24 protein-coding genes are annotated in these 23679 nt (G+C 73.9%); 12 read left to right on the forward strand and 12 right to left on the reverse strand.

Annotated elements, in window-relative coordinates; all coding sequences use genetic code 11:
* Positions 1-9: 9 nt before the first annotated feature.
* Positions 10-450 carry an SRPBCC domain-containing protein gene (locus BMW27_RS20370; protein WP_175486593.1) on the forward strand — a complete coding sequence of 147 codons (441 nt, stop codon included), beginning with the start codon at positions 10-12 and terminating at the stop codon, positions 448-450.
* 3 nt (positions 451-453) lie between these two features.
* Here BMW27_RS20370 and BMW27_RS20375 read toward each other — a convergent pair whose 3' ends face one another.
* Complete coding sequence (locus tag BMW27_RS20375) at positions 454-960, reverse strand: HAAS signaling domain-containing protein (RefSeq protein ID WP_091447767.1); 507 nt, start codon at positions 958-960, stop codon at positions 454-456.
* A complete protein-coding gene (locus tag BMW27_RS20380; RefSeq protein ID WP_091447768.1) occupies positions 957-1301 on the reverse strand; it encodes a PadR family transcriptional regulator in 345 nt (114 codons plus the stop codon). The genes BMW27_RS20375 and BMW27_RS20380 overlap by 4 nt, the downstream gene beginning before the upstream one ends.
* A gap of 109 nt (positions 1302-1410) precedes the next feature.
* Here BMW27_RS20380 and BMW27_RS20385 point away from each other — a divergent pair, with 109 nt between their 5' ends.
* The gene (locus BMW27_RS20385) at positions 1411-2913 is read left to right on the forward strand and encodes an NAD-dependent malic enzyme (protein ID WP_091447771.1); all 1503 of its coding nucleotides are present in this window, start codon (positions 1411-1413) and stop codon (positions 2911-2913) included.
* A 17-nt stretch (positions 2914-2930) separates the two neighbouring features.
* Here the strand turns inward: BMW27_RS20385 and BMW27_RS20390 are convergent, their stop codons facing one another.
* The gene (locus BMW27_RS20390; protein ID WP_091447774.1) at positions 2931-3116 is read right to left on the reverse strand and encodes a hypothetical protein; all 186 of its coding nucleotides are present in this window, start codon (positions 3114-3116) and stop codon (positions 2931-2933) included.
* A 125-nt stretch (positions 3117-3241) separates the two neighbouring features.
* Between BMW27_RS20390 and BMW27_RS20395 the strand changes: the two genes are divergently transcribed.
* On the forward strand, positions 3242-4096 hold the full coding sequence (locus BMW27_RS20395; RefSeq protein ID WP_091447776.1) for an Fpg/Nei family DNA glycosylase: 855 nt from the start codon (positions 3242-3244) through the stop codon (positions 4094-4096).
* Positions 4097-4156: 60 nt separating this feature from the next.
* On the opposite strand, the gene BMW27_RS20400 is transcribed toward BMW27_RS20395, so the two are convergent.
* Complete coding sequence (locus BMW27_RS20400) at positions 4157-5374, reverse strand: MBL fold metallo-hydrolase (RefSeq protein ID WP_281244779.1); 1218 nt, start codon at positions 5372-5374, stop codon at positions 4157-4159.
* 84 nt (positions 5375-5458) lie between these two features.
* Between BMW27_RS20400 and BMW27_RS23565 the strand changes: the two genes are divergently transcribed.
* Positions 5459-5620 carry a hypothetical protein gene (locus tag BMW27_RS23565; RefSeq protein ID WP_175486590.1) on the forward strand — a complete coding sequence of 54 codons (162 nt, stop codon included), beginning with the start codon at positions 5459-5461 and terminating at the stop codon, positions 5618-5620.
* Here BMW27_RS23565 and BMW27_RS20405 read toward each other — a convergent pair.
* Positions 5617-6930, reverse strand: a complete 1314-nt coding sequence (locus BMW27_RS20405; RefSeq protein ID WP_091447783.1) for a Rieske 2Fe-2S domain-containing protein — start codon at positions 6928-6930, stop codon at positions 5617-5619. The genes BMW27_RS23565 and BMW27_RS20405 overlap by 4 nt on opposite strands.
* A gap of 169 nt (positions 6931-7099) precedes the next feature.
* Here BMW27_RS20405 and BMW27_RS20410 point away from each other — a divergent pair, with 169 nt between their 5' ends.
* Positions 7100-7501: a DUF485 domain-containing protein gene (locus tag BMW27_RS20410; RefSeq protein WP_091447786.1), complete on the forward strand. Its 402-nt coding sequence runs from the start codon at positions 7100-7102 to the stop codon at positions 7499-7501.
* Positions 7501-9162: a solute symporter family protein gene (locus tag BMW27_RS20415; protein WP_091447788.1), complete on the forward strand. Its 1662-nt coding sequence runs from the start codon at positions 7501-7503 to the stop codon at positions 9160-9162. The genes BMW27_RS20410 and BMW27_RS20415 overlap by 1 nt, the downstream gene beginning before the upstream one ends.
* Positions 9163-9450: 288 nt before the next feature.
* On the opposite strand, the gene BMW27_RS20420 is transcribed toward BMW27_RS20415, so the two are convergent.
* The 3 genes from BMW27_RS20420 to BMW27_RS20430 all read right to left on the reverse strand — a co-directional run bounded on the left by BMW27_RS20420 (position 9451) and on the right by BMW27_RS20430 (position 11613).
* A complete protein-coding gene (locus tag BMW27_RS20420) occupies positions 9451-9672 on the reverse strand; it encodes a hypothetical protein (RefSeq protein ID WP_091448064.1) in 222 nt (73 codons plus the stop codon).
* Between the two features lie 103 nt (positions 9673-9775).
* Complete coding sequence (locus BMW27_RS20425) at positions 9776-10636, reverse strand: manganese catalase (RefSeq protein WP_091447791.1); 861 nt, start codon at positions 10634-10636, stop codon at positions 9776-9778.
* Positions 10637-10866: 230 nt separating this feature from the next.
* The gene (locus BMW27_RS20430; RefSeq protein ID WP_091447793.1) at positions 10867-11613 is read right to left on the reverse strand and encodes a sensor histidine kinase; all 747 of its coding nucleotides are present in this window, start codon (positions 11611-11613) and stop codon (positions 10867-10869) included.
* A 59-nt stretch (positions 11614-11672) separates the two neighbouring features.
* On the opposite strand from BMW27_RS20430, the gene BMW27_RS20435 reads away from it, so the two are divergent.
* Positions 11673-12362, forward strand: coding sequence for a response regulator (locus BMW27_RS20435; protein ID WP_091447795.1), 690 nt, complete (start codon positions 11673-11675; stop codon positions 12360-12362).
* A gap of 94 nt (positions 12363-12456) precedes the next feature.
* Here the strand turns inward: BMW27_RS20435 and BMW27_RS20440 are convergent, their stop codons facing one another.
* Entirely contained in the window at positions 12457-13920 is a 1464-nt protein-coding gene (locus BMW27_RS20440; RefSeq protein WP_091447798.1) for a PH domain-containing protein, read from the reverse strand.
* The gene (locus BMW27_RS20445) at positions 13917-14426 is read right to left on the reverse strand and encodes a PH domain-containing protein (protein ID WP_245743763.1); all 510 of its coding nucleotides are present in this window, start codon (positions 14424-14426) and stop codon (positions 13917-13919) included. Before BMW27_RS20445 ends, BMW27_RS20440 begins: the two co-directional genes overlap by 4 nt.
* Before the next feature lie 154 nt (positions 14427-14580).
* Between BMW27_RS20445 and BMW27_RS20450 the strand changes: the two genes are divergently transcribed.
* Positions 14581-14910 carry a rhodanese-like domain-containing protein gene (locus BMW27_RS20450; RefSeq protein WP_244522736.1) on the forward strand — a complete coding sequence of 110 codons (330 nt, stop codon included), beginning with the start codon at positions 14581-14583 and terminating at the stop codon, positions 14908-14910.
* A 221-nt stretch (positions 14911-15131) separates the two neighbouring features.
* Here BMW27_RS20450 and BMW27_RS20455 read toward each other — a convergent pair whose 3' ends face one another.
* Both BMW27_RS20455 and BMW27_RS20460 read right to left on the reverse strand, forming a co-directional pair.
* Complete coding sequence (locus BMW27_RS20455) at positions 15132-16748, reverse strand: long-chain fatty acid--CoA ligase (protein ID WP_091447804.1); 1617 nt, start codon at positions 16746-16748, stop codon at positions 15132-15134.
* A 61-nt stretch (positions 16749-16809) separates the two neighbouring features.
* Positions 16810-18018 carry a cytochrome P450 gene (locus BMW27_RS20460; protein WP_091447806.1) on the reverse strand — a complete coding sequence of 403 codons (1209 nt, stop codon included), beginning with the start codon at positions 18016-18018 and terminating at the stop codon, positions 16810-16812.
* Positions 18019-18216: 198 nt separating this feature from the next.
* Between BMW27_RS20460 and BMW27_RS20465 the strand changes: the two genes are divergently transcribed.
* The 4 genes from BMW27_RS20465 to mmsB all read left to right on the forward strand — a co-directional run bounded on the left by BMW27_RS20465 (position 18217) and on the right by mmsB (position 23673).
* Entirely contained in the window at positions 18217-19152 is a 936-nt protein-coding gene (locus BMW27_RS20465; protein WP_091447808.1) for a DUF5926 family protein, read from the forward strand.
* A 389-nt stretch (positions 19153-19541) separates the two neighbouring features.
* Positions 19542-20696: a multiple monosaccharide ABC transporter substrate-binding protein gene (gene chvE, locus BMW27_RS20470; RefSeq protein WP_217638230.1), complete on the forward strand. Its 1155-nt coding sequence runs from the start codon at positions 19542-19544 to the stop codon at positions 20694-20696.
* Positions 20697-20872: 176 nt separating this feature from the next.
* Positions 20873-22411, forward strand: coding sequence for a multiple monosaccharide ABC transporter ATP-binding protein (gene mmsA, locus BMW27_RS20475; RefSeq protein WP_091447810.1), 1539 nt, complete (start codon positions 20873-20875; stop codon positions 22409-22411).
* A complete protein-coding gene (mmsB, locus tag BMW27_RS20480; protein ID WP_091447812.1) occupies positions 22408-23673 on the forward strand; it encodes a multiple monosaccharide ABC transporter permease in 1266 nt (421 codons plus the stop codon). Before mmsA ends, mmsB begins: the two co-directional genes overlap by 4 nt.
* Positions 23674-23679: the final 6 nt, after the last annotated feature.

Raw genomic sequence — 23679 nt, forward strand, 5'->3', positions numbered from 1 at the left:
GGGAGCGCCGTGAGGAGCTACGAGGCGGCCGCGCGGATCGACGTGAGCCCGGAGCAGGTGTGGGCGCTGCTGGTCGACGTGGGTAGCTGGCGGGACTGGGACTCCGGCGTCGACCGGGTGGACGGCCGGGTCGCGCTCGGCGAGAAGCTGACGCTCTACGCCACCATGATCCGCACCCGCCCCTTCACGGTGACGGTCACCGAGATCCGCCCGCGCGAGGTCATGCGCTGGCGCGGCGGGCTGCCGCTGGGGCTGGCGGTCATCGAGCGCACCTACACCCTCGACGGCCAGGAGGACGGCAGCACGGTGCTCACCGTCCGCGAGGACCACTCCGGCCCGCTGGCGGGGTTGCTCGCCCGCTCGACGCCGGATCTGAACCCCTCGTTCCGCCACTTCTGCGAGGGGCTCAAGGCCCGCGCCGAGGGGCGCGCCTCCCGCCCCTCCGGCTGACCGTCAGCTCGTCAGGACGGCCAGCCCCCAGCACGCGACGGCAACGGCGACCAGGGTCGCGCCCATGCCGACGGCGGTCGCGACCGGACCGGGGGCCGGCGTGATCGACCGGCCGGTGCGGGGATCGGGCACCGGGACGCTGAGACGCAGCACGGCCACCAGCGACGGGATCCACAGCACCGCTCCTGCGGTGAGCACGACCCAGGCCGGCATGCCCAGGGCCGGCTCGCCGTCGACCAGGCCGACCACCCCGTTCCCGACGAGGAAGCCGCACAGCGCGCCCAGCAGGGTCGGAGCCGGGCGGGCCGCCGCGGACCAGCGGCTGCGCGGACGGCGGAACCCGGCGGCGTACTCCCGCGCCGGACCGAAGGCCTCGCGGGGGTCCTCGCCGGTGTCGGCGACGTGGCTCTCCACCTCGGCGACGATCTCGCCGATCCGCTCGGGCGGCACGTTCCCCGTCCGCAGGGCCTGCACCAGCTCGCGGCGGTAGGTGTCGGTGCCGGTGGTCATCGAGGACTCCCCACGGACGGGAGCAGGCCGGCGGCCCGCTCGGTGAACGTGTGCCAGGCGGCGGCGCGCTCAGCCAGGTGGGCGCGGCCGTGCGGGGTGACGGTGAAGAACTTCCGGCCCGGCCCGCCCGCACCCTCGCGCCAGGACGACGTGACCAGCCCCTCCTGCTCGAGCCGGTTGAGGACCGGGTAGAGGGTGCCGCCCTTGACCGCCCCCAGGCCGGCCGCCTGCAGGCGCTGGGCGATCGCGTAGCCGTAGGTCTCCTCCTCGGCGACGACCGCCAGCACCGTCAGCGGCAACGTCGCGCGCATCCACTCGGCGGGCCAGGGTTCGAGCGACACGACTAGACGGTATCGCTGACTAGTCAGTGAGACAATCTAGCCGGGCTCGTGTGACCACTGTGACCGGAACTACTGTCCGGCGCCCGACGGTGCCACCATGGGCGGTGCCATGAGCACCGACACCGCAGCCACGCCCAGCACCGACGACACCTCCCTCGGCGAGCCGGCGACACCGCCCCGCGGGCCGGTCACGTCGGCGTCGTACTCCATCACCGTGCGGCTCACCGCCGACGGCGACCCGGCGTCCATCGGTCGCATCGCGACCGCGGTGGGATCGGCCGGCGGCGCGGTGACGGCGATCGACGTCGTCGACTCCCGGTCCGACGGGCTCACCGTCGACGTCACCTGCTCGGCCGCGGACGCCGCGCACTCCGAGGAGATGGTCGACGCGCTGCGCGCCGTCTCCGGGGTGAAGGTCCGCAAGGTCAGCGACCGCACCTTCCTGCTGCACCTGGGCGGCAAGCTGGAGGTCGCCTCCCGGGTGCCGCTGAAGACCCGTGACGACCTGTCGATGGCCTACACCCCCGGCGTCGCGCGGGTCTGCCTCGCGCTCGCCGACAACCCCGACGACGTCCGCAGGCTGACCATCAAGGGCAACACCGTCGCCGTGGTCACCGACGGGTCGGCCGTCCTGGGGCTGGGCGACATCGGCCCCGGCGCCGCGATGCCCGTCATGGAGGGCAAGGCCGTCCTGTTCAAGCGCTTCGCCGACATCGACGCCTGGCCCATCTGCCTGGACACCCAGGACGTCGACGAGATCGTGCGCACCGTGGAGCTCATCGCCCCCGGTTTCGGCGGCATCAACCTCGAGGACATCGCCGCGCCCCGTTGCTTCGAGATCGAGGCCCGGCTGCGCGAGAAGCTCGACATCCCGGTCTTCCACGACGACCAGCACGGGACGGCGATCGTCGCGCTGGCCGCCATGCGCAACGCACTGCGGGTCGTGGACAAGCAGCTCGAGGACGTGAAGATCGTGGTGGCCGGCGGCGGCGCGGCCGGGACGGCGATCGTGCACCTCATGCTGAAGGCCGGCGCCCGGCACGTGCTGGTGTGGGACCGCGAGGGGATCCTCTCGCCGGACGACGAGCGGCTCTCGCCGGCCAAGCGGGACCTCGCCGAGCGCACCAACCCGCAGTGCCTGCGCGGCGAGCTGCCCGACGCGCTCGATGGCGCCGACGTCTTCATCGGCGTCAGCGCCGCCAACGTGCTGCCGGTCGAGGCGCTGGCGCGGATGGCGCCGAAGGCCGTCGTCTTCCCCATGGCCAACCCGACGCCCGAGGTCGACCCGGTGCGGGCCCGGCAGCACGCCGCGGTCGTCGCCTCCGGCCGCTCGGACCTGCCCAACCAGATCAACAACGTGCTGGCGTTCCCCGGGGTGTTCCGCGGCCTGCTCGACGCGCGGGCGCGGGAGATCAGCGACGGGATGCTGCTGGCGGCGGCCGAGGCCATCGCCGGCGTGGTCACCGACGACCAGCTCAACGCCAACTACATCATCCCGAGCGTCTTCGACCCCGCCGTCACCCAGGCGGTCGCCGCCGCGGTCGCCGACCAGGCACGGCAGGAGCCCGGCGCGACCGCACCGGTCACCGAGGACGGCGACCTCGTCGGCTGAGGTCCCCGCCGGGCCGGCTACGGCTGGTCGGTGTCCTCCCCGGCGGGTGCGGACTCCTCCGGCTCGAAGGTGTCGGCCTCGCCGAGCCCCATCCCGACGCCCGAGGAGTCGGTGGGGACCGACGGTCCGCCGTCCCGGTCCTGCTCCGGCGCCGACGGACGGGTCTCGTCCACCGGCGGCCTGCCCTGCGGGTTCTCGGTCATGTCCCGGCTCCTCTCCTGCGGGGGCACCCGCCCCCACGGTGGTGCCGTCCATCGTGGGCGCAGACCCGGGTCGGTGCACCCGATCGGGCACGGCGCGACGGGGTCTTCCGCGGGATGATCGCGGGATGCCCGAGTTGCCCGAGGTGGAAGCGCTGACCGCGTTCCTGCGTGAGCACGCGGTCGGCCACGTGGTGACCCGCGTCGACCTGGCCGCCGTCCAGGCGATCAAGACCTTCGACCCGCCGCTGTCGGCGCTCGGGGGGCTGGAGCTCACCGGCGTCGCCCGGCACGGCAAGTTCCTCGACCTCGACGTCTCCGGGCTGCACCTCGTCGTCCACCTGGCACGGGCCGGCTGGCTGCACTGGCGCACCGGGCTGCCGACCGCCCCGCCGAAGCCGGGCAAGGGGCCGCTCGCGGTCCGCGTCCACCTCGACGACGGCGACGGCTTCGACCTCACCGAGCAGGGCACCCGCAAGGGGCTGGCGGTCCACGTCGTCCGCTCGCCGGCCGAGGTGCCGGGCATCGCGCGGCTGGGGCCCGACGCCCTCGCCGTCGACCGGGACACCTTCGTCGCGCTGCTGGCCGGGCGCAGCGGGCAGCTCAAGGGCGCGCTCACCGACCAGACGCTGCTGGCCGGCATCGGCAACGCCTACTCCGACGAGATCCTGCACGCCGCGCGGCTCTCGCCGTTCAAGATGGCCGACAAGCTCACCGACGACGAGGCCCTGCGCCTCTACGACGCGGTGCGGGCGACCCTCACCGGGGCGCTCGAGCGCCAGGTCGGGCAGCAGGCGGCCACGATGAAGGGCGAGAAGCGCTCGGGGCTGCAGGTGCACGCCCGGACCGGTCTGCCGTGCCCGGTGTGCGGCGACACCGTCCGCGAGGTCAGCTTCGCCGACACCTCGCTGCAGTACTGCCCGACCTGTCAGACCGGCGGCAAGCCGCTGGCCGACCGGCGGATGTCCAAGCTGCTGCGCTGAAGGGGGACCCCCTGCCCCCGCCACTCGCAGGCTCCGCGGCGGGACCCGGCGGGGGGCCGCTCAGTCGACGTGCTTGCGGGCGGTCAGCCAGGAGGCGGCCCGCGCGACGACGGAGCCGCCCGCTCCACCGTCGCCGGTCTCGGCCGGCTCGTCGGCGGGCGAGCCGACCGTCGACCACCAGTCGGTCAGCGGCGGGGGCGCCAGCACGTCGACCCGCTGACCGGGCCGCGGCACCGCTACGCGCGCCTCCGAGCGCTCCGCCGCGGCGCACAGCCGCTGCACCGGCTCGGCCCAGCGGTGGAAGGCCAGGTTGAACGTCGCCCAGTGCACCGGCACCAGCAGCCCGCCGCCGAGATCGCCGTGGGCGCGGACGGCCTCCTCCGGCGTCATGTGGATGAGGGCCCAGGCGTCGTTGTAGGCGCCGATCGGCAGCAGCGTCAGGTCGAAGGGGCCCAGCAGCGCGCCGATCTGGGCGAACGCCGGCGTGTACCCGGTGTCGCCGCCGAAGAAGACCCGGTGCCGCGGCCCGGCGACCACCCACGACGCCCACAGCGTGGTGTCCCGGGTGAGGAACCGGCCGGAGAAGTGCCGTGCCTCGGTGCAGGTGAGGGTCAGGCCGGCGACGTCCACCGCGCCGTCCCAGTCCAGCTCGACGACCCGCTCCTCCGGCACGCCCCAGCCGCGCAGGTGCGCACCCAGCCCCAGCGGGACGACGAACGGCGCGCTCTGCGAGCGCAGCAGCGCCCGCACCGTGGGCAGGTCGAGGTGGTCGTAGTGGTCGTGGGAGACGAGCACGGCGTCGACCTGCGGCAGGTCCTCCAGCGGCAGCGGCGCCGGGTGCAGCCGGGTCGGCCCCACCAGCGGCGACGGCGACACCCGCTCGCCCCACACCGGGTCGACCAGCACCCGCCGGCCGTCGACCTCGAGCAGCGCGCTCGAGTGGCCGAACCAGGTCACCGCGAGCTCGGCGGCCTCCGCGGGCAGCTCCGGGCGGACCAGCGGGACCGGGCGCGCCGGCAGGCCGGTGTGCCGCTCCTCGTGCATCTGCCGCAGCAGGCCGCGCTGCGCGTTGGCCGGGGGCCGGGCCGGCGTGCTCAGCCGGTTGTGGAAGCGGCCCTCGGCGAACTGCGGGGAGCCGGCGGCGGAGGCCTGCACCTCCCGCTGGCCGGCGCCCAGGGCGGTGGGCAGGCCCCAGGCGGCGCGGGCGACCCACGCGACGGGTCCGGCGAGGGTGGCGGTGAGGGCGAGCGCGGTGCGGCGGGCGGCGGAGGACGGCACGACCTCCAGCATCCCAGCCGAGGACGGGCGGGGACGGCGCCCGGGCGGTTGCCGGGCGGGGTCCGGCGTCCGAGCATGGCGCGCATGGCGGAGGACGCGCGGCCGGCCGACCCGGTCGAGGACGGCGGCGACCCGGCGTGCTGGCTGCGGCGGGTGTGCCCGGCGTGCGGACGGCTCGCCGACGTCGACCCCCCGGTCCGCTGCGCCGCCTGCGGGGAGCTGCTGCCGGCCGACCAGGACGACTAGGCCGCGCGGCGGGTGGCCCGCGGCGCGGGCAGGACGAAGTCGCACAGCGCCCGGCGCAGCGCCACACCCATCCGATCGGCGCGCACGTGCAGCTCGTCGCGCCCCGCCAGCGGCAGCCCCTGCCCGGCCAGGTGGGCGACCAGCGCGAGGTCCTCGGCGAGCAGCCGGTGGGCGGACGCCACCTCGCGCTCGACGTCCGCGGGTGCGGGCAGCGGGTTGCCCGGGCCCGACGACAGCAGCAGCCGCGTGTAGACGCGGGTGGAGTCCGCGTCCTCCGGCTGGAGCAGGTGCTGGACGGTGGTGACCGCGCCGGAGTCGAGCGACTCCAGGCGCACCAGCAGCTGGAACGGCGCCCGGTACACGGAGGTCGCCCGGCGGCGCTGCCGCAGCGGCCGCTCGCCGGTGGCCACGCCCGGGTCCGTGACGGCGTCGAACCACTGCTCGTGCGCGCTGCGGAAGCCGCCCGGCTCGACCTCGACGTCGTGGGCGGCCACCTCCGGGTGGTCGGCCGCGCCGGTGCTGGCCGCGTGCAGGAACGGCAGGTGCGCGACGTCCAGGAGGGCGTCGGCCAGCACACCCGCCGTCCCCGCCGAGCGCTGCGGCAGCAGCCAGCCGGTCACGAAGCGCCGGTCCCGGTCCTCGGGGACCTCCAGCGGCACGTCGCGCGGCTCGGCCGGCGCCAGCCACACGACCCCCAGGCGCTCGCGCACGCCGTGCGCCGGCGGGTCCACCTCCAGGCGGTCGGTGCGGCGCAGCGTCCAGGTGCGCCCGAGCAGCCGGACCTGCAGCCAACCGCCGGGCCGCAGCTCGCCGGAGAGCGCCACCGGGTGCCAGGCCGTCTCCAGCGCCGGGTCGAGGTTGCCGAGGACCGGCCCGTCCGGTGCCGGAGGCGGCGGGACCGGCTCGGCTCCGGTGCCGGCGGCCGGGCGCGGCGGGGGGACGGCGGTGCGCTCGGGGGCCAGCCACACCCAGCCGTGCCGCTCCTCGACCGCCCACGGCACGGGCAGGTCCGCTCGCGGGGGCGGGGTCCCGTCCGGGCCGAGGGAGGGGATCGTGAGGCAGCGGCCCTCGCCGTCGTACTGCCACCCGTGGTACGGGCAGGTCAGCCGGCCGTCGACCACGGTGGCCGCGCTGAGCGGCACCAGCCGGTGCGGGCAGCGGGCCGGGAAGGCGCTCACCTCGGCCCGCGGGCGCAGCCGGACCAGCACGTAGGCCCGGCCACCCGCGCCCACCGGCACCGGTTTCGTCCCGACCTCGGCAGCGCGCGCCACCGGGTACCAGCCCGTCGTCGTCCCCGCGGATGTGGTCATGACCCATTGCAGCGCCCCCGGGTTCCCGCCCGATTACGCCCGCTCGACGGTCAGGCGACACGGGTTGCGCACAACAAAAAGGTCACCGACGGCGCATTACGGACAGACTTGTCTCTAGAGTGACCGCGGTCACCGGCAGCAGGTGACCAGGACGACAGGGAGAGGCACCGTGACACCACCCGCTGAACGCAGGCTCCTGACGCCGGAGGAGTACCGCGAGGCCCAGGCCTCCCCGGAGTTCGTCGAACTGAAGCGGCGCTTCCGTCGCTTCGCCTTCCCGATGACCGTGGCCTTCCTGGCCTGGTACCTGCTCTACGTCCTGCTCTCGACCTACGCGCCGGACCTCATGGCCACGCCGGTGTTCGGCAACATCAACCTCGGCATCCTGCTGGGTCTGGGCCAGTTCGTCTCGACGTTCGTGATCACCCACGTCTACGTGGCGCACGCCAACAAGCGCACCGACCCGATCTCCGACGAGATGCGCGAGCGGCTGGAGCACCACGAGTACGCGCGCCCCGGTGGTGTCGGTGTCACCCGAGGCGCCGACGAGACCCGCGGAGGACGGCACTGATGGTCCTCCTCGCTGCCCCCGCCGCTCCGGCGACGACCACCGTCGGGAACCCGGCGGTCAACATCTCGATCTTCGGGGCCTTCGTCCTCGTCACGCTGGCCATCACCTTCAAGGCCAGCCGCAACAACAAGAGCGCGGCCGACTACTACGCCGCCGGCCGCAACATCAGCGGCACCCAGAACGGGCTGGCCATCGCGGGTGACTACCTGTCGGCCGCGTCGTTCCTCGGCATCGCCGGCGCCATCGCCATCTACGGCTACGACGGCTTCCTGTACTCCATCGGCTTCCTCGTCGCCTGGCTGGTCGCCCTCCTGCTCGTCGCCGAGCTCATGCGCAACACGGCGCGGTACACGATGGCCGACGTGCTGGCCTTCCGGATGCGCCAGCGGCCCGTCCGCACCGCGGCGGCGACCTCGACCCTCGTGGTCAGCCTCTTCTACCTGCTCGCCCAGATGGCCGGCGCCGGCGCGCTGGTCACCCTGCTGCTCGGCGTCACCGGGGAGCTGGCGCAGGCGGTCGTCGTGGTCCTCGTCGGTGCCCTGATGATGGTCTACGTGCTCGTCGGTGGCATGCGCGGCACGACCTACGTGCAGATCATCAAGGCGACGCTGCTCATCGCCGGCGCCGGCGTCATGACGGTCTGGGTGCTGGGCAAGTACGGCTTCAACCTCTCCGCGCTGCTCGGCGGCGCGGTCGACACCTCGGCGACCCAGGCCACACCGCGCGACGTCCTGTCCCCGGGAGGCCAGTACGGCGCGACCAACATCTCGAGGCTGGACTTCATCTCGCTGGCGCTCGCGCTGGTGTTCGGGACCGCCGGCCTGCCGCACGTGCTGATGCGCTTCTACACCGTCCCCACTGCCAAGGACGCCCGCCGCTCGGTGGTCTGGGCCATCTGGCTGATCGGCATCTTCTACCTGTTCAGCCTGGTGATCGGCTACGGCGCCGGTGCGCTGGTCGGCGCCGACACCATCCTGGCGGCGCCCGGTGCGGTCAACGCGGCAGCGCCGCTGCTGGCCTTCGAGCTCGGCGGCACGATCCTGCTCGGCGTCATCGCCGGCGTCGCGTTCGCGACGATCCTCGCGGTGGTCGCCGGCCTGACGATCACCGCGTCGGCGTCCTTCGCGCACGACATCTACGCCTCGGTCCTCAAGAAGGGGCAGGTGAACCCGGAGGCCGAGGTCAAGGTGGCCCGGATCGCCGCGATCGTGATCGGCGCCGTCTCCATCGGGCTGGGGATCCTGGCGCTGCAGGCCGGGCTGAACATCGCCTTCCTGGTGGCCCTGGCGTTCGCCATCGCCGCCTCGGCGAACCTGCCGACGATCATCTACACCCTGTTCTGGCAACGGTTCACCACGCAGGGTGCGCTGTGGTCGATCTACGGCGGGCTGATCACCTGCGTGACTCTCATCCTGTTCTCGCCCGTGGTGTCCGGGGCGCCCGTCAACCCGGCGACCGGCAAGAGCCCGTCGTTGATCCAGGACGTCGACTTCTCCTGGTTCCCGCTGAACAACCCCGGCCTCGTGTCGATCCCGCTGTCGTTCTTCCTCGGCTGGCTCGGCACGAAGCTGTCCAAGGAGCAGCCCGACGAGCTCAAGAACGCCGAGCTCGAGGTGCGGGCGCTCACCGGGATCGGTGCGGAGAAGGCCGTCGCCCACTGAGGGAGTGCCCCCGTGCCCCTCGCCGCTCGGTGAAGGACCCCGTCCTCCCCACCCCTCGCACGCTCGGGGCGGGATCAGGGACGGGGCGGGCGGGGCCCGGCACGGGGGCCGGTTCCAGCACCTCGCCAGGCGCGCGTCCCCGTTCGCGGGGGCGCGCGCCTCGCGCGTTCCGGTGGGTGCTCCCGACGATCAGCTGAGCTGACCGTCACCGGTCCTGGCTCACGACGGGGGGTGAGCCAGGCCCGCAACGGTCAGCTGGGCTGATCACCGCGGGCGGGCGCGGGAGGGTCAGGCGGCGGGTGCGGACCCGGGTGCCAGGACGGTGTCGGCGGGCGCGACCGGAGCCGGGACGGCGACGTGGACGCGGCGGTGGCGGACGGCCCAGCGGGTGACCAGGCCGGTGAGGACGACGAGCCCGGCGACCAGGTGCTGGCCGGGCGCGGAGACCGCGACGGCGAGGGCCGCGGCGTAGACCACCGTCAGCAGGACGGCGGGGACGGACAGGTGCACGGTGCTCTCCTCCGGCGGGGGCGGCCCGCCGGCCGGCGGCCGGATCGAGTGGGAACCGGCCACCGGCGCGGCGACGGCGCGGGTGGAACAGGGGGTCAGGACCTCACTTGAGCATGTCCTTGGCCTTCTGCAGCAGCGACTGCCCCGGCATCTGCGGGGTGGAGAACAGCCGCGGGTCGCCGGGCGGGAGGATCGGGGCGTCCGCGGTCGCCTCGATCGGGCGGGCGCGGAACTCCGAGCGGCCGTCCACCGACGGACCCGACGCCCACCGGCCGGCCGAGGCCTCGGGGCCGTCGGAGGCGTCGACGAAGGTGTAGCCGAGGTCGCCGACCTCCTCCTCCAGCGGGAAGGCCTCGGGCACCGGGATGCCCTCGATCCCGTCGGACTTGAGCTCCTCGGTCGCGGCCAGCCACTGCTGCTGGTGCATGTGGTCGCGGGTGATCAGGAACCGCAGCATGTCCTTGACCCCGGGGTCGTCGGTCATGTTGTAGAGCCGCGAGACCTGCAGCCGGCCCTGCATCTCGGCGGTGGCGTTGTACATGAAGTCGGCCATCAGGTTGCCGCTGGCGGTCACGTACGCGCCGGTCCACGGGTTGCCCATGGCGTCCATGTAGGACGCGCCCTGGCCGTTGGCGATCAGGTGCTGGGGGTTGTGCTGCCCGTAGCCGGCGGCGGCCTCCTTGGTGCGGTCGGCCGCGTCCGGCTTGAGCGGCGCGTGGTCGAGCAGCCGGTCGATCATCGTCACGATCATCTCGACGTGCGCCAGCTCCTCGGTGCCGATGGCCAGGAGCATGTCCTTGTACTTGCCGGGCAGCCGGCAGTTCCAGCCCTGCAGCAGGTACTGCGTGGCGACCGTCATCTCGCCCCACTGGCCGCCGAGGATCTCCTGCATCTTCCGGGCGAAGTCCGGGTCGGGACCGTCGGGCTTGGCCTCGTACTGCAGGGCGTGGGTGTGGGTGAACACGGTGTCTCCCTTGCGTCGTCGCGACCACCGCCGCTGCGGTGACACCAGGGATCTGCCCACGCCGGGTGGCCCGCCCGTGCCGAGCGCTGGCCCCCGCGTGCCAGGTTGGGTGGCCCGTCGGACGGCCCCGGCCGCGGGGCTCACGGGGACGCCCGCGGGCGGCGCGGGGGCCGGAGGCCGGACTGCCTGCAGGGTCCCCCCTGCGAGTGGCGGGGGCAGGAGGTCCGCTGTCAGCGGTCGGGGAGCTGCACGGTCAGCCGCAGCGACTGCCCGTCGCCGTCCGCCACGATCCGGCCGCCGAGCTCGCCGGTCTGCCGCCGCACCGACCACAGGCCCAGGCCGGTGAGGTCGGGAGGGGGGGCCTCGGTGCGCAGGTGCCCGAGCAGCCGCTCCGGGCGGACGACGGCCTGCGTCAGCGCCAGGTCCACCCAGCCGGGGCGGCATCGGACGGACAGGCGGACCGCCGCACCGCCTCCGTGCCGGTGGGCGTTCTCCAGCAGGTTGGTCAGGATGCGCTGGACCCGGGCATCGGCGACGGCGACGTCCTCGGCGCCCGGACCGAGCTCGAGGGTCAGCTGGACGTCGGGCAGCCCGGAGGCGGCCACCGACGCGCGGACGACGTCGCCCAGCCGGCGCGTTCCGCGCCCCAGCGGCGCGGCTCCGCCCGTGGCGGCCGCCGTCCGCAGCATGGAGGCCAGGTGCGCGGTCTGCGCGCGGGCCAGCTCCAGCACCTCCCCGGGGTCCGGCGCCGGATCGGCGGACGGCCCGGCGGGCCGGTCCAGGGCCCCCAGCAGCGCCTCGAGCGAGGCGAGCGGCGAGCGCATGTCGTGGCACAGCGCCCGCACCAGTGCCTCGTTGGGCTCCTGGGCCTCCCCGCCGTCCGGCCGCGCCGGCGCCCGGCGCCGCAGCAGGCGGCGCAGGGCCGGCAGCGGGCCGTGGGACTCGGGGGACGTCGGGGGGTTGGCGGCGAGGGTCATGGGCACCTCCGTGGTGCGTCCGGTCAGCCGCGCCGGTGCAGCTGTCCGTCTGGGGAGAGATGGAGCAGAGCGACGCCGGTGCTGAGCGCCGCCGACCTGTCGACGTCGTGCTCGTCGACGACCACCCGCTGTTCAGCCGTGGTCTGGCCCTGTTGCTGCCGGGGGTGAGCGAGGGGCAGGTCCGCGTCGTGGCCACCACCGACGACGCCTCGGCAGCCGCGGCGATGGTGCGCCGGCACCATGCCGACGTCGCCGTCGTGGACCTGCACATGCCGCCGCCGGGCGGCACCCGGGCGATCGCGGCGATCCGCCGCGCGGACCCGACGGTGCGGGTGGTGGCGCTGTCCGGGCAGGCCGAGGAGGACGCCGTCCTGGAGGCCCTGCGGGCCGGGGCCGCGGCGTACCTGCCCAAGACCGCCGACCCCGAGCTGCTGGTGCGCCCGCTGCTGGCGGTGCTCGACGGCTGGTCGGTGGTCCCGGAGGACCTGCTGCGCCGGCTGCTCGAGGACTCCGCGCCCTCCGGGGAGCAGGGCCTCGCGGATCGGCTGACCGCCGACGAGCGCCGGCTGTGGCGGCTGGTGGCCGACGGCACGAGCACGGTGGAGATCGCCACGACCCTGCACGTGTCCGAGCGGACGGCGAAGCGGCTGGTCGCCGCGCTGCTGCGCACGCTGGGCGTCGCCACCCGCGTCGAGGCCGCGGCGCTGGCCGGGCGGGTGCACCTGGGCAGCAACGGCAGGCAGGACTGAGATCCGCACCGGCGCAGGACCGCATCTCATCGCCCCCCGGCTACCCGCCACGGTGATCGACACTCGCGGTACCGGATCGGCTCCGGCCGACCGCCTACGGGGCCAGCGTCCCCGCCCACGTCCCCGACGAGGCCGCAGCGGTGAAGCCGGGCACCTCGGCGGCGGCCATGTCCACCGCGGCGTAACCCCCGCTGCCGGCGCCCACGCAGGCGACGACGGTGGCCAGCCCGGCCCGCCGTTGGAACACGCTCTGCCGCACCTGCCAGCCCACGACGGCGCGGCGCTGCAGCACCGCCTGCTCGCGCACCAGCCAGCCGCTGCGCACGCTGAACGACCGGGGCCCGGCTCCGTGCCCGAGCGCGCGGAAGCGGCCGATGCCCATGGGCACGCCCAGGACGGTCAGGACGACGCCGGCGACCGGCACCCACCACCAGCCGAGGACGGTCGCCGCCCAGGTCCCGGCCGCGGTGACCAGCAGCCCGGCGGCCAGGGCGCGCACCAGCCGCCGGCGCAGGGCCGCGGGCGGGTGGCCGGTCAGCGGACCGGGGTCCTCGACGAGCCGGCCCAGCAGCCGCACGGCCTCCGCGCGCGGTCCCAGCGGCAGCAGCTGACCGCGGCGGTGGGCCTGGCCGAGGCCGGTGACCAGGGCGTTCACCCGCGCGGCGCGCACCCAGCGCATGCCCAGCCCCTCGCTGAGCGTGCCACCGCGGATGCGGTCGACCTCCAGCTCGGTGTGCCGCCGGGTGAGCAGCCCGCGGACGGCGACCAGCGAGCCGCCGCGCCGCACCAGCCGGTAGCCCCAGTTGACGACGGCCGCCCCGACCACCGCGGCCAGCGCCAGCAGCGGCACCGCGACCACCAGGCCGGCGACGAGCAGGTGCGGGGAGGGCTCGGGCCCGATGAGGTCCGGGACGACGGCGTCGGGCAGCTCCTGCACCAGCCGGAACAGCGTGCCGACCGCGGCCAGCGGGACGACGAGGTAGCTGCCGACCAGCGGCGCGTAGAGCAGCCAGCGCGGCCGGAAGCGGGAGAGCTCCTCCTCGACCGGCGCCTCGGGGGGCTGCTCGGCGTCCGGTGCCGGTGCCCCGGTGGGACGGCGGGCCAGCAGCCGGGTGCGGAGCCGGTCGCCCTCGGCCCGGGGGACGCCGTCGACGACGAGCTCCTCCTCGTTGGTCCCGACCGAGCCGGCGGCGGCGTCGATGCGGACCCGCACCAGCCCGAGCAGCCGGTGCAGCGGTGGGGCCTCGACCTCCACGCCGCGGATGCGGTCGTTGGGCACGGTGCGCACCGAGCGGGCGAGCAGGCCGCGGGTGACCACCACCGCCGTCGGCCCGTCGGCGTAGCCGAACCGCCACCAGCTCAGCACCGCGCCGGCCAGCGAGAGGGCGGTGATGACCACCGCCATGACGACGACCGTGAGCAGCCCGTCGCCGAGGCCGACCACCGCGGCGACCGGGATGAGCACCGGCACCAGCTGGCGGGCCTGCCGGAAGGTGGCGGTGTGCACCAGCACGACGCGGGGTGACGTGCGCCGCGGCTGCGTGCCGGCGTCGATCACGTCGCCTCGTCGCGGACCAGCTCGGCCCGCCGCGCCAGGTCGTCGGCGACCCGCTGGGCCACGTCGGCCTCCAGGTGCAGCACCCGGACCGTGCCCTGCGAGGACGCGGTCAGCACCGCCACCGTGGCCAGCCCGAACAGCTGCTGCAGCACGCCCCGGGTGACGTCGACGGTCTGGATCCGCGAGATGGGCACGAGCGTCCAGGTGCGGGTCAGCCAGCCGGTGAGGGTGTAGACCGCCTCGCCGGTGACCTCCCAGCGGTGCACGCGGTAGCGGACCCACGGCCGGATGCCGATCGTCACGGCGGCCTCCAGCACCGCGAACGCCACGAGCGCCCAGCGCAGGGGCGACGGGAGTCCGCCCTCCGGGACGAAGACGAGGACGGCCGTGACCACGACGACCCAGAACAGCGCGCCGATCACGCCCTCGGTGACCCACAGGCCGATGGCCGAGCGGGACAGCGACCAGGCGGGGTCGCGGACGGGCGCGGGAGCGTCGGCGGTCATCGTCCTCATCCTCCCAGCGTCCCGGGCCGTGATCATGTGTTCGTGCCGACCTCTCCGGCGCGTCCGCGCGTGTCCCCTGCCACGACCCCATGATCAGCGCGGTGGTGCGGGGAGCGCGGCCGCCTCCCGCGCCGGTGGCACGATGGGGCGTGTGATGCCGCAGCAGGTCCCGACCGTGCCCGCCAGCGAGGTGCCCGAGGACGCCGTCGTCCTCGACGTCCGCGAGGACGACGAGTGGGTGGCCGGCCACATCGACGGCGCCACCCACATACCGATGGGCGAGGTCCCGGCCCGGCTGGACGACCTCCCCGAGGCCGACCCGCTCTACGTCACCTGCCGCGGCGGCGGGCGCTCGGCCCGCGTGGCCGCCTGGCTCAACGCCAACGGCTACGACGCGGTCAACGTGGGCGGCGGCATGGGCGAGTGGGAGGCCGCCGGCCGGCCGATGGTGAGCGAGACCGGCCAGCAGCCCTTCGTGCGCTGACAGCCGGGGGAGCATCGCAGCGAGCTCTGCGAGCGAGGAGCGGACCCCGGCGCGGAAGCGCACCGGTGCGGTCGTGCGCTGACAGCCGCGGGAGTATCGCAGCGAGGCCTGCGAGCGAGGAGCTGACCCCGGCGGGGACGCGCACCGGTGCGGTCGTGCGCTGACAGCCGGGGGAGCGGGGTGGGTCCGTCCGCGTCGACCGGACGGACCCACCCCGGGGCTCAGCCCTTCGCGGGGAACTCCGCGAAGCGGGTGCGCAGGTCCTTCTTGGAGAACTTGCCGACGCTGGTCTTGGGCACCTCGTCGATGAACTCGACCGCGTCGGGCAGCCACCACTTGGCCACCTGCGGCTTGAGGTGTTCGAGGATCTCGTCTTTGGTGGCCGTCTCGCCCTCCCTGAGGACGACGCAGGCCAGCGGGCGCTCGTCCCACTTCGGGTGCGGGACGCCGACGACCGCGGCCTCCTTGACCTTCGGGTGGCTCATGATCGCGTTCTCCAGGTCGACCGAGCTGATCCACTCGCCGCCGGACTTGATGAGGTCCTTGGTGCGGTCGGCGATCCGGATCGAGCCGAACGGGTCCATCGCCGCGACGTCACCGGTGCGCATCCAGCCGTCGGGGGTGGTCAGCTCCACCCCGGCGTCGGGGTTGTAGTAGTCCTGCGCGCACCACGGCCCGCGGACCTGCAGCTCGCCGGTGGCCTTGTCGTCCCACGGCTGCGGCTCGAGGGTCTCGGCGTCGACGATCCGGGCCTCGACGCCGAGGAACGGCAGCCCTGCCCGGGACCGCTGGTCGGCCTGCGTCTCGGCGTCGGCGTCGGCGTAGCGCCGCGGCAGGATGCCGGAGGAGGCGACCGGGTGGGTCTCGGTCATGCCCCAGGCCTGCAGGATCGGCAGGCCCACCTGCTCGCGGTAGGCCTCGCTCAGCGCCCGGGGCACCGCGGAGCCGCCGCAGCCGATGTCGCGCAGCTTGTGCGGCCGGCCGGCGAGGTGGGGGAGCACGCCCTGCCAGATCGTCGGCACGCCGGCGGTGAAGGTGACCCCCTCCTCGACGATCAGGTTCGCCAGGGCCTCGGGCTGCATCATCGGGCCGGGCATGACCAGCGAGGCGCCCGCGGCCGGGGCGGCCTGCGCGATGCCCCAGGCGTTGGCGTGGAACATCGGCACGACCGGCATCGCCACGTCCTGGATGCCCAGGCCGAAGGCGTTGGGCGCCATGACGCCCATGGTGTGCAGGAACGTCGAGCGGTGCGAGTAGACGACGCCCTTGGGGTTGCCGGTCGTGCCGCTCGTGTAGCACATGTAAGCGGCCGAGTTCTCGTCCGTGACACCGAACTCGACCGGCTGGGCGTCGGCCAGCAGCGTCTCGTAGTCGAGGACGCGCGGGTCGTCGGGGATCTCGTTGTCCCCCCCGTCGTCCATCACCACGACGTGCCGGACGGTCTTCATCGTGTCGACGAGCGGCCACAGCAGGGGCAGCACCGTGCGGTCGACGAAGACGACCTCGTCCTCGGCGTGGTTGGCGATGTAGGTCAGCTGCTCGGGGAACAGCCGCACGTTGAGCGTGTGCAGCACCCGGCCGGAACTCGGCGCGGCGAAGTACAGCTCGAGGTGGCGCTGGCTGTTCCAGCCGAAGGTGCCGACCCGGCCGTCGGCGCTGATGTCGAGCGTGTCGAGCACCCCGCCGAGCCGCCGGGTGCGCTCGGCCCACTCCGCGTACGTCGTCCGGGTGACCCCGCCGGGCCCCGCGGTGGCGATCGTCCCGTCGCCGTAGTGCTGCTCGACGTGCCGGAAGATCGCGTCGATGGTCAGGGGGTAGTCCTGCATGAGGCCGCGCATGGCCGGATCCTGCCAGTGACCGCGCTCACGATCCACAACGGCCTGGCCGGGACGGGCCAGGTCAGCGGGCCAGCACGACGGGCAGCTCGGCCAGGCCGCGGATGACGAACTCCGGGCGGCGCACCGGCTCCCCGCCGAGCTCCAGCCGCGACGTGCGCTCCAGCAGGGCGCCGAAGGACGCCTGCAGCTCGACCCTGGCCAGCGGGGCGCCGATGCAGAAGTGCACACCGGCCCCGAAGGTGGTGTGCGGGTTGTCGGTGCGGCCGACGTCGAGGGTGTCCGGAGCGGCGAACACCGCCGGGTCCCGGTTCGCGGCGCCGAGCAGCGCGGCGACCTTCTGCCCCTTCCGCACGGTGGTGCCGCCGAGGTCCACGTCGGCCGTCGCGGTCCGCTCGAACAGCTGCAGCGGCGAGTCGAACCGCATCAGCTCCTCGACCGCCGTGGGCAGCAGGCCGGGGTCCACGCGGAGCCGGTGCAGCTGGTCGGGGTGCTCGAGCAGCGCCAGCAGGCCGTTGCCGCTGACGTTGACCGTCGCCTCGTGCCCGGCGTTGAGCAGCAGGACGCAGGTGGTCACCAGCTCGTCCTCGGTGAGCCGGTCGCCCTCGGTGTCGCGCACGGTGACCAGGTGGGACAGCAGGTCCTCGCCCGGGGTGCGACGGCGCTCGGCGGCCAGCGCGCGCAGGTACGTGACGAACTGGTCCGCCGCACGCTCCGCGGCGTCCTCGACGGCCGCCGTCCGGCCGTACTCGTACATCTTCACGATCGCGTTGGACCACGGTCGCAACAGCGGCCGGTCGGCCTGCGGGACGCCGAGCAGCTCGGCGATGACGGCGACGGGCAGCTCGTCGGCCATCCCGGACAGGACGTCGACCGGCTCGGTCCCGCCGGAACGCTCCACCAGGCCGTCGACCAGCTCGGTGGCCAGCTGCTGCACCCACGGCCGGAGTCGCTCGACGTGCCCGCGGGCGAAGGCGGCGCTGACCAGCCGGCGCAGCCGAGTGTGGTCCGGCGGTTCCATCTCCAGCAGCGCGTTGCGGTGGACCAGGTTGAAGGACCGGAACCGCTCCGCCGGCTCCCGGTCCCGCCAGATCCGGCCCAGCCGCCGGTCGCGCAGGACGGCGTTGCTCTCGGCGTGGGTGAACGCCAGCCACAGGCCCAGCCCCTCGTGCCACTGCACCGGCGCCTGCGACCGGGCGCGCGCGAAGGCCGGGTAGGGGTCGGCGACGACGGCGGGGTCGGTGAGGTCGATCGGCGCGGCCGCGGGTGTCACGCCGGAGCAGCGTAGAGACAGGACCACCTCGCGCCCCGCCACTCGCGAGCTCGCGGCGGGACCCTGCGAGGGGGCCGCCCCGTCCCCCTCCCGCCTCGCGGGCTCGGCGGCGAGCCTCTGGACGGGGGCCACCTCGCCCCCCTCCCGCCTCGCAGGCTCGGCGCGAGCCTCTGGACGGGGGCCACTTACGCTCGGACCATGGCCCGCTCCGCGACCCGCAAGCGTCCCGCTGCTCCTGCCGCAGAGGAGGGCGTCAACCCCAAGGCGCCGTGCCCGTGCGGCTCGGGCCGCCGCTACAAGCACTGCCACGGCTCGGGCTACGCCCCGCCGGTGGCCCGGCCGTTCGAGGGCTTGCCCGGCGAGCCGCACTGGGTGGCGCTGCGCGAGCTGGTCCCGGCGGCGACCGCGCCGCTGCGGACGGCGGACGGGCGCGACGTCACCCTGGCCAGCGTGCTGCCCGGCGGGGCTCCCGCCCTGGTGCGCGCCAACGGCGAGATCCTGCTCGGCGTCCAGCTGCAGGGCGCCTCAGACGACGTCAGCCGCGACCTCGGGACGGCGCTGGCCGCCGCCCTCGAGGCGCCCGCCGGCGCGCCGGTCGACCCGGGCCCGCTCGGGGGGTCAGGCTCGGCCGGGCCGCGGCTGCAGGAGCTGGTCGACCTCGGCGCACCGCTCGAGGTGACCGTGCACCCGGACTTCGGCTTCTGGTTGGAGGGTGTCGAGGCCGGGGCCGCGGCGCAGGCCGGGCTGGAGCAGGCCAACGCCGCGATCCTGCCCACCGAGCTGCTGCCCGGCCTCGGTGCCGCCTACTGGGTGCGGCCTGGGGCCGAGCGCGCCCACCTGCGCTGGGTGCGGCCCGAGCCGGAGGAGCGGCTGCTCGACGCGCTGGCCCGGCTGCGCGCCTCGGGCGAGATCCTGCTCGGCGAGGGCACCCGCTACGCCGGCGCCTTCCGGGCGCACGGCCTCCTCGTGCCGGTGTGGGACCTGCCCGCCGGGTCCCCGGCCGCCGACTGGACGGACGCCGCGACCGCGTTCCAGGCCCGGCTGGAGCAGGCGCTGGGGACCACCGACCCGCTGACCGCCGACGAGCGCCGCGCCCGGGCAGGCCTGCTGTCCCGGCAGGTCACCCTGCGCTGAGAGGACCCCTCCGCCCTCGGGGCGGAGCTGCGGACGAGGCCCGCGGTGAGCCCTCGGGCGGGGTCGGTACGGGCGGGGTCCGCGGCAACCCCAGGACGGAGCCGGCAGGCAGGCCGCACCGGTGCACCGGCCCGGTGGACCACGTGCGTCCCCCGGGCGGGTGTCGCGCGGGACACCGCCCGGGTCGACGCGGGGTAGCGGTCGGTTCACCGTTCGCCCACGCGGCTCACCCGATGTGGCCCACTCCCGGGTGCTCGTTACGAGACCGTGACGCCGAGGTGGCGAACAGGGGTTGACGGCAGTGGGTTGTTAACGCTCACACTTGTGCCGCTCGCCACGGGCGGGCCTGCGCCGGGTCGAGCGCGCAGCAGTCTCGAGGAGGAGATCACGTGAGCAAGAGGCTCGGCTTCGCCGCCCTCAGCGCCGGCATGGCGCTGACCCTGGCGGCCTGTGGCGGCGAGGGTGCCGGTGGCAGCGGCGGTGCCGGTGGCGAGGGCGCCGCGGCGGAGGACCTGACCATCGGCGTCTCGATGCCGACCCAGACCTCCGAGCGCTGGATCGCCGACGGCAACAACGTCAAGGAGCAGCTGGAGGCCGAGGGCTACACCGTCGACCTGCAGTACGCCAACGACGACATCCCCACCCAGTCGCAGCAGATCGACCAGATGATCACCGAGGGTGCCGACATCCTCGTCGTCGCGGCCATCGACGGCACCGCCCTCTCCGGCCAGCTGGAGAACGCGGCGTCCAACAACATCCCGGTGGTCTCCTACGACCGCCTCATCCGCGACAGCGAGAACGTCGACTTCTACGTCACGTTCGACAACTTCGCCGTCGGCCAGGCGCAGGGCAACGCCCTGCTGCAGGGTCTGGGCCTGCGCAACGAGGACGGCTCGCCCGGCACCGCGACCGGCCCGTTCAACATCGAGCTGTTCGCCGGGTCGCTGGACGACAACAACGCGTTCTTCTTCTTCAACGGCGCGATGGACGTCCTGCAGCCGCTGATCGACGACGGCACCCTGGTCGTCAAGTCGGGCCAGACGAGCATCGAGCAGGCCGCGATCCTGCGCTGGCAGCAGGAGACCGCCCAGCGGCGGATGGAGGACCTGCTGACCTCCGCCTACAACGACGGCTCGCGGGTCGACGGCGTCCTCTCGCCGTACGACGGCCTCTCCCGCGGCATCATCACCGCGCTGCAGAACGCCGGCTACGGCCCGACGCTCGACGCCGCCAACCCGATGGCGGTCGTCACCGGTCAGGACGCCGAGATCGCCTCGGTCAAGCTGATCAACGACGGGGTCCAGAGCTCCACGATCTTCAAGGACACCCGTCTGCTGGCCGAGCAGGCCGTCGCCGCCGCGTCCGCCTTCGCCGAGGGCAACGAGCCGGAGGCCAACGACACCGAGACGTACGACAACGGCGTCAAGGTCGTCCCGTCCTACCTGCTCCCGGTCGAGACGGTCTTCGCGGACGACATCCAGTCCGTGCTGATCGACTCCGGCTACTGGACGGCCGACGAGGTCGCCAGCGGCCAGTCCGACTGACCGACACCCCCTGACCCGGCCGGGCCCGGCAGCACGCTGCCGGGCCCGGCCGGCACCACGCGGGACCTCGTCCCGCGCCCCTGGCCGACCCCGCCGGGGGAGCGCACACTCTCTCCACCATCCGCGGCGCGTCCCGTACCCAGCGACGGGCGCCGATGACAGGACGACGAGGTCCCATGGACGACCACATCCTGGAGATGCGCGGCATCACCAAGACGTTCCCGGGGGTCAAGGCCCTGGAGGACGTCAACCTGGCGGTCCGCCGGGGCGAGATCCACGCGATCTGCGGCGAGAACGGCGCCGGCAAGTCGACGCTGATGAAGGTCCTCTCCGGCGTCTACCCGGCCGGCAGCTACGACGGCGAGATCGTCTACGACGGCCAGCCGGTCCGCTTCTCCGGAATCCGCGACAGCGAGCACGTGGGCATCGTGATCATCCACCAGGAGCTCGCGCTGGTGCCCTACCTGTCGATCGCGGAGAACATCTTCCTGGGCAGTGAGCGGCGCGGCCGCTTCGGGCTGATCGACTGGAACAAGGCCAACGCCGAGGCCGCCCGCCTGCTCGCCGAGGTGGGCCTGGAGGAGAACCCCGTCACCCCGGTCGGTCAGCTCGGCGTCGGCAAGCAGCAGCTGGTGGAGATCGCCAAGGCGCTGTCCAAGGACGTGCGGTTGCTCATCCTCGACGAGCCGACCGCCGCGCTCAACGACACCGACTCCGCGCACCTGCTGGACCTGATGCGGCGTCTCCGGGACCGCGGGATCACCTGCATCATGATCTCGCACAAGCTCGGCGAGATCACCGCCGTCTCCGACAACGTCACGGTCATCCGCGACGGCAAGACGGTGGAGACGCTGAGCCTGCACGCCGGCGAGGTCACCCAGGAGCGGATCATCCGCGGGATGGTCGGCCGCGACCTGGAGAGCTACTACCCCGAGCGGGAGTCGCACCCAGGCGAGGAGGTGCTGCGGGTCGAGGACTGGACCGTGTGGCACCCGACCCAGGACCGCAAGGTCGTCGACGGGGCGAACTTCACCGTGCGGGCCGGGGAGGTCGTCGGGATCGCCGGCCTCATGGGCGCCGGGCGCACCGAACTGGCGATGAGCATCTTCGGGCGCGCCTACGGCCGCAACATCACCGGCCGGATGTTCGTGCACGGCAAGGAGGTCCGGCCCAGGAACGTCGCCGAGGCGATCGACGCAGGGATCGCCTACGCCACCGAGGACCGCAAGCACTACGGCCTCAACCTCATCGAGGACATCCGGCGCAACGTCTCCGCCGCCGCCCTGAGCAAGCTCTCCAGCAAGGGCTTCGTCAACGGCAACGAGGAGATCAAGGTCGCCGAGGGCTACCGCAAGAGCATGAACGTCAGGGCCCCGAGCGTCGCCTCCGTCGTCGGGAAGCTCTCGGGCGGCAACCAGCAGAAGGTCGTGCTGTCCAAGTGGCTGTACACCGACCCCGAGGTGCTCATCCTCGACGAGCCCACCCGCGGCATCGACGTGGGTGCGAAGTACGAGATCTACACGATCATCAACCGGCTGGTCGCGGCCGGTAAGGCGGTGCTGGTCATCTCCTCCGAGCTGCCCGAGCTGCTGGGCATCTGCGACCGCGTCTACACCCTGTCCGCGGGCCGGATCACCGGTGAGGTGCCCGTCGGCCAGGCGACCCAGGAGAACCTGATGGAGCTCATGACCAAGGAGAAGGAGCTCGCGGCATGACCAGGACCGTGCCCCCGTCGTCGGAGCCCGAGGCCCAGAGCTCGACGGCGCCGAAGGACGTCGCGCCCGCCGTCGCCCTGCACACCGGGACCAGCGACGTCCGTGCGCTGCTGACGAGCAACCTGCGCCAGAGCGGCATCTACATCGCCTTCGTCGCGATCATCGCGCTGTTCACCGTGCTCACCGACGGGACGCTGCTCTCCCCGGGCAACGTGACCAACATCGTCCTGCAGTACAGCTACATCCTGATCCTGGCCATCGGCATGGTCATCGTGATCATCGCCGGGCACATCGACCTCTCGGTCGGATCGGTCGTGGCCCTCACCGGCGCGGTCTCCGCGGTGCTGGTCATCCGGCAGGGCATGCCGTGGTGGGCCGGCGTCCTGGCCGCCGTCGCGACCGGCCTCGCGATCGGCGCCTGGCAGGGCTTCTGGGTCGCCTACGTCGGCATCCCCGCGTTCATCGTGACCCTCGCCGGCATGCTGCTGTTCCGCGGTCTCACGCTGCAGGTCCTGGACAACATCTCGCTGTCGCCGTTCCCGCAGGAGTACAGCCGGATCGCGAGCGGCTTCCTCAACGGCCTCCTCGGCGGCAACGGCTACGACGCGTTCACCCTGCTGATCGGCGGGATCGCGGTCGCCGGCTACGCGGTCAGCAACTGGCGCACCCGCACGGCGCGGATCAGGTACGAGCAGCCGGTCGAGTCCTTCCCGCTCTTCGTCGCCAAGATCGTGCTCGTCGGCGCCGTCGTGATGGCCTTCGCCTGGCAGCTCGCGCACGCCCGCGGCCTGCCGATCGTGCTGATCATCCTGGCCGTGCTGATCATCACCTACGGCATCATCACCACCCGCACCGTCTTCGGGCGCCAGGTGTACGCGATCGGCGGCAACCTGGCGGCAGCCACGCTGTCGGGTGTCAAGGTCCGGGCGGTCAACTTCTGGATCTTCGTCAACATGGGCTTCCTGGCCGCGGTCGCCGGCGTCGTCTTCTCCTCGCGGTCCAACGGCGCCCAGCCCAGCGCCGGCAACATGTTCGAGCTCGACGCGATCGCCGCGGCGTTCATCGGCGGTGCGGCCGTCACCGGTGGTGTCGGCACGGTCGTCGGCGCCATGGTCGGCGGTCTGATCATGGCCGTCATGAGCAACGGCATGCAGCTCATGGGTGTCGACCAGTCCATCCAGTCGGTGGTCAAGGGCCTGGTGCTGCTGCTGGCCGTGGCCTTCGACGTCTACAACAAGCGGCGCGCCGGCGCGTCCCGCTGACGCCCT

This window comes from Geodermatophilus poikilotrophus (assembly GCF_900111455.1).
Lineage (GTDB): Bacteria > Actinomycetota > Actinomycetes > Mycobacteriales > Geodermatophilaceae > Geodermatophilus > Geodermatophilus poikilotrophus.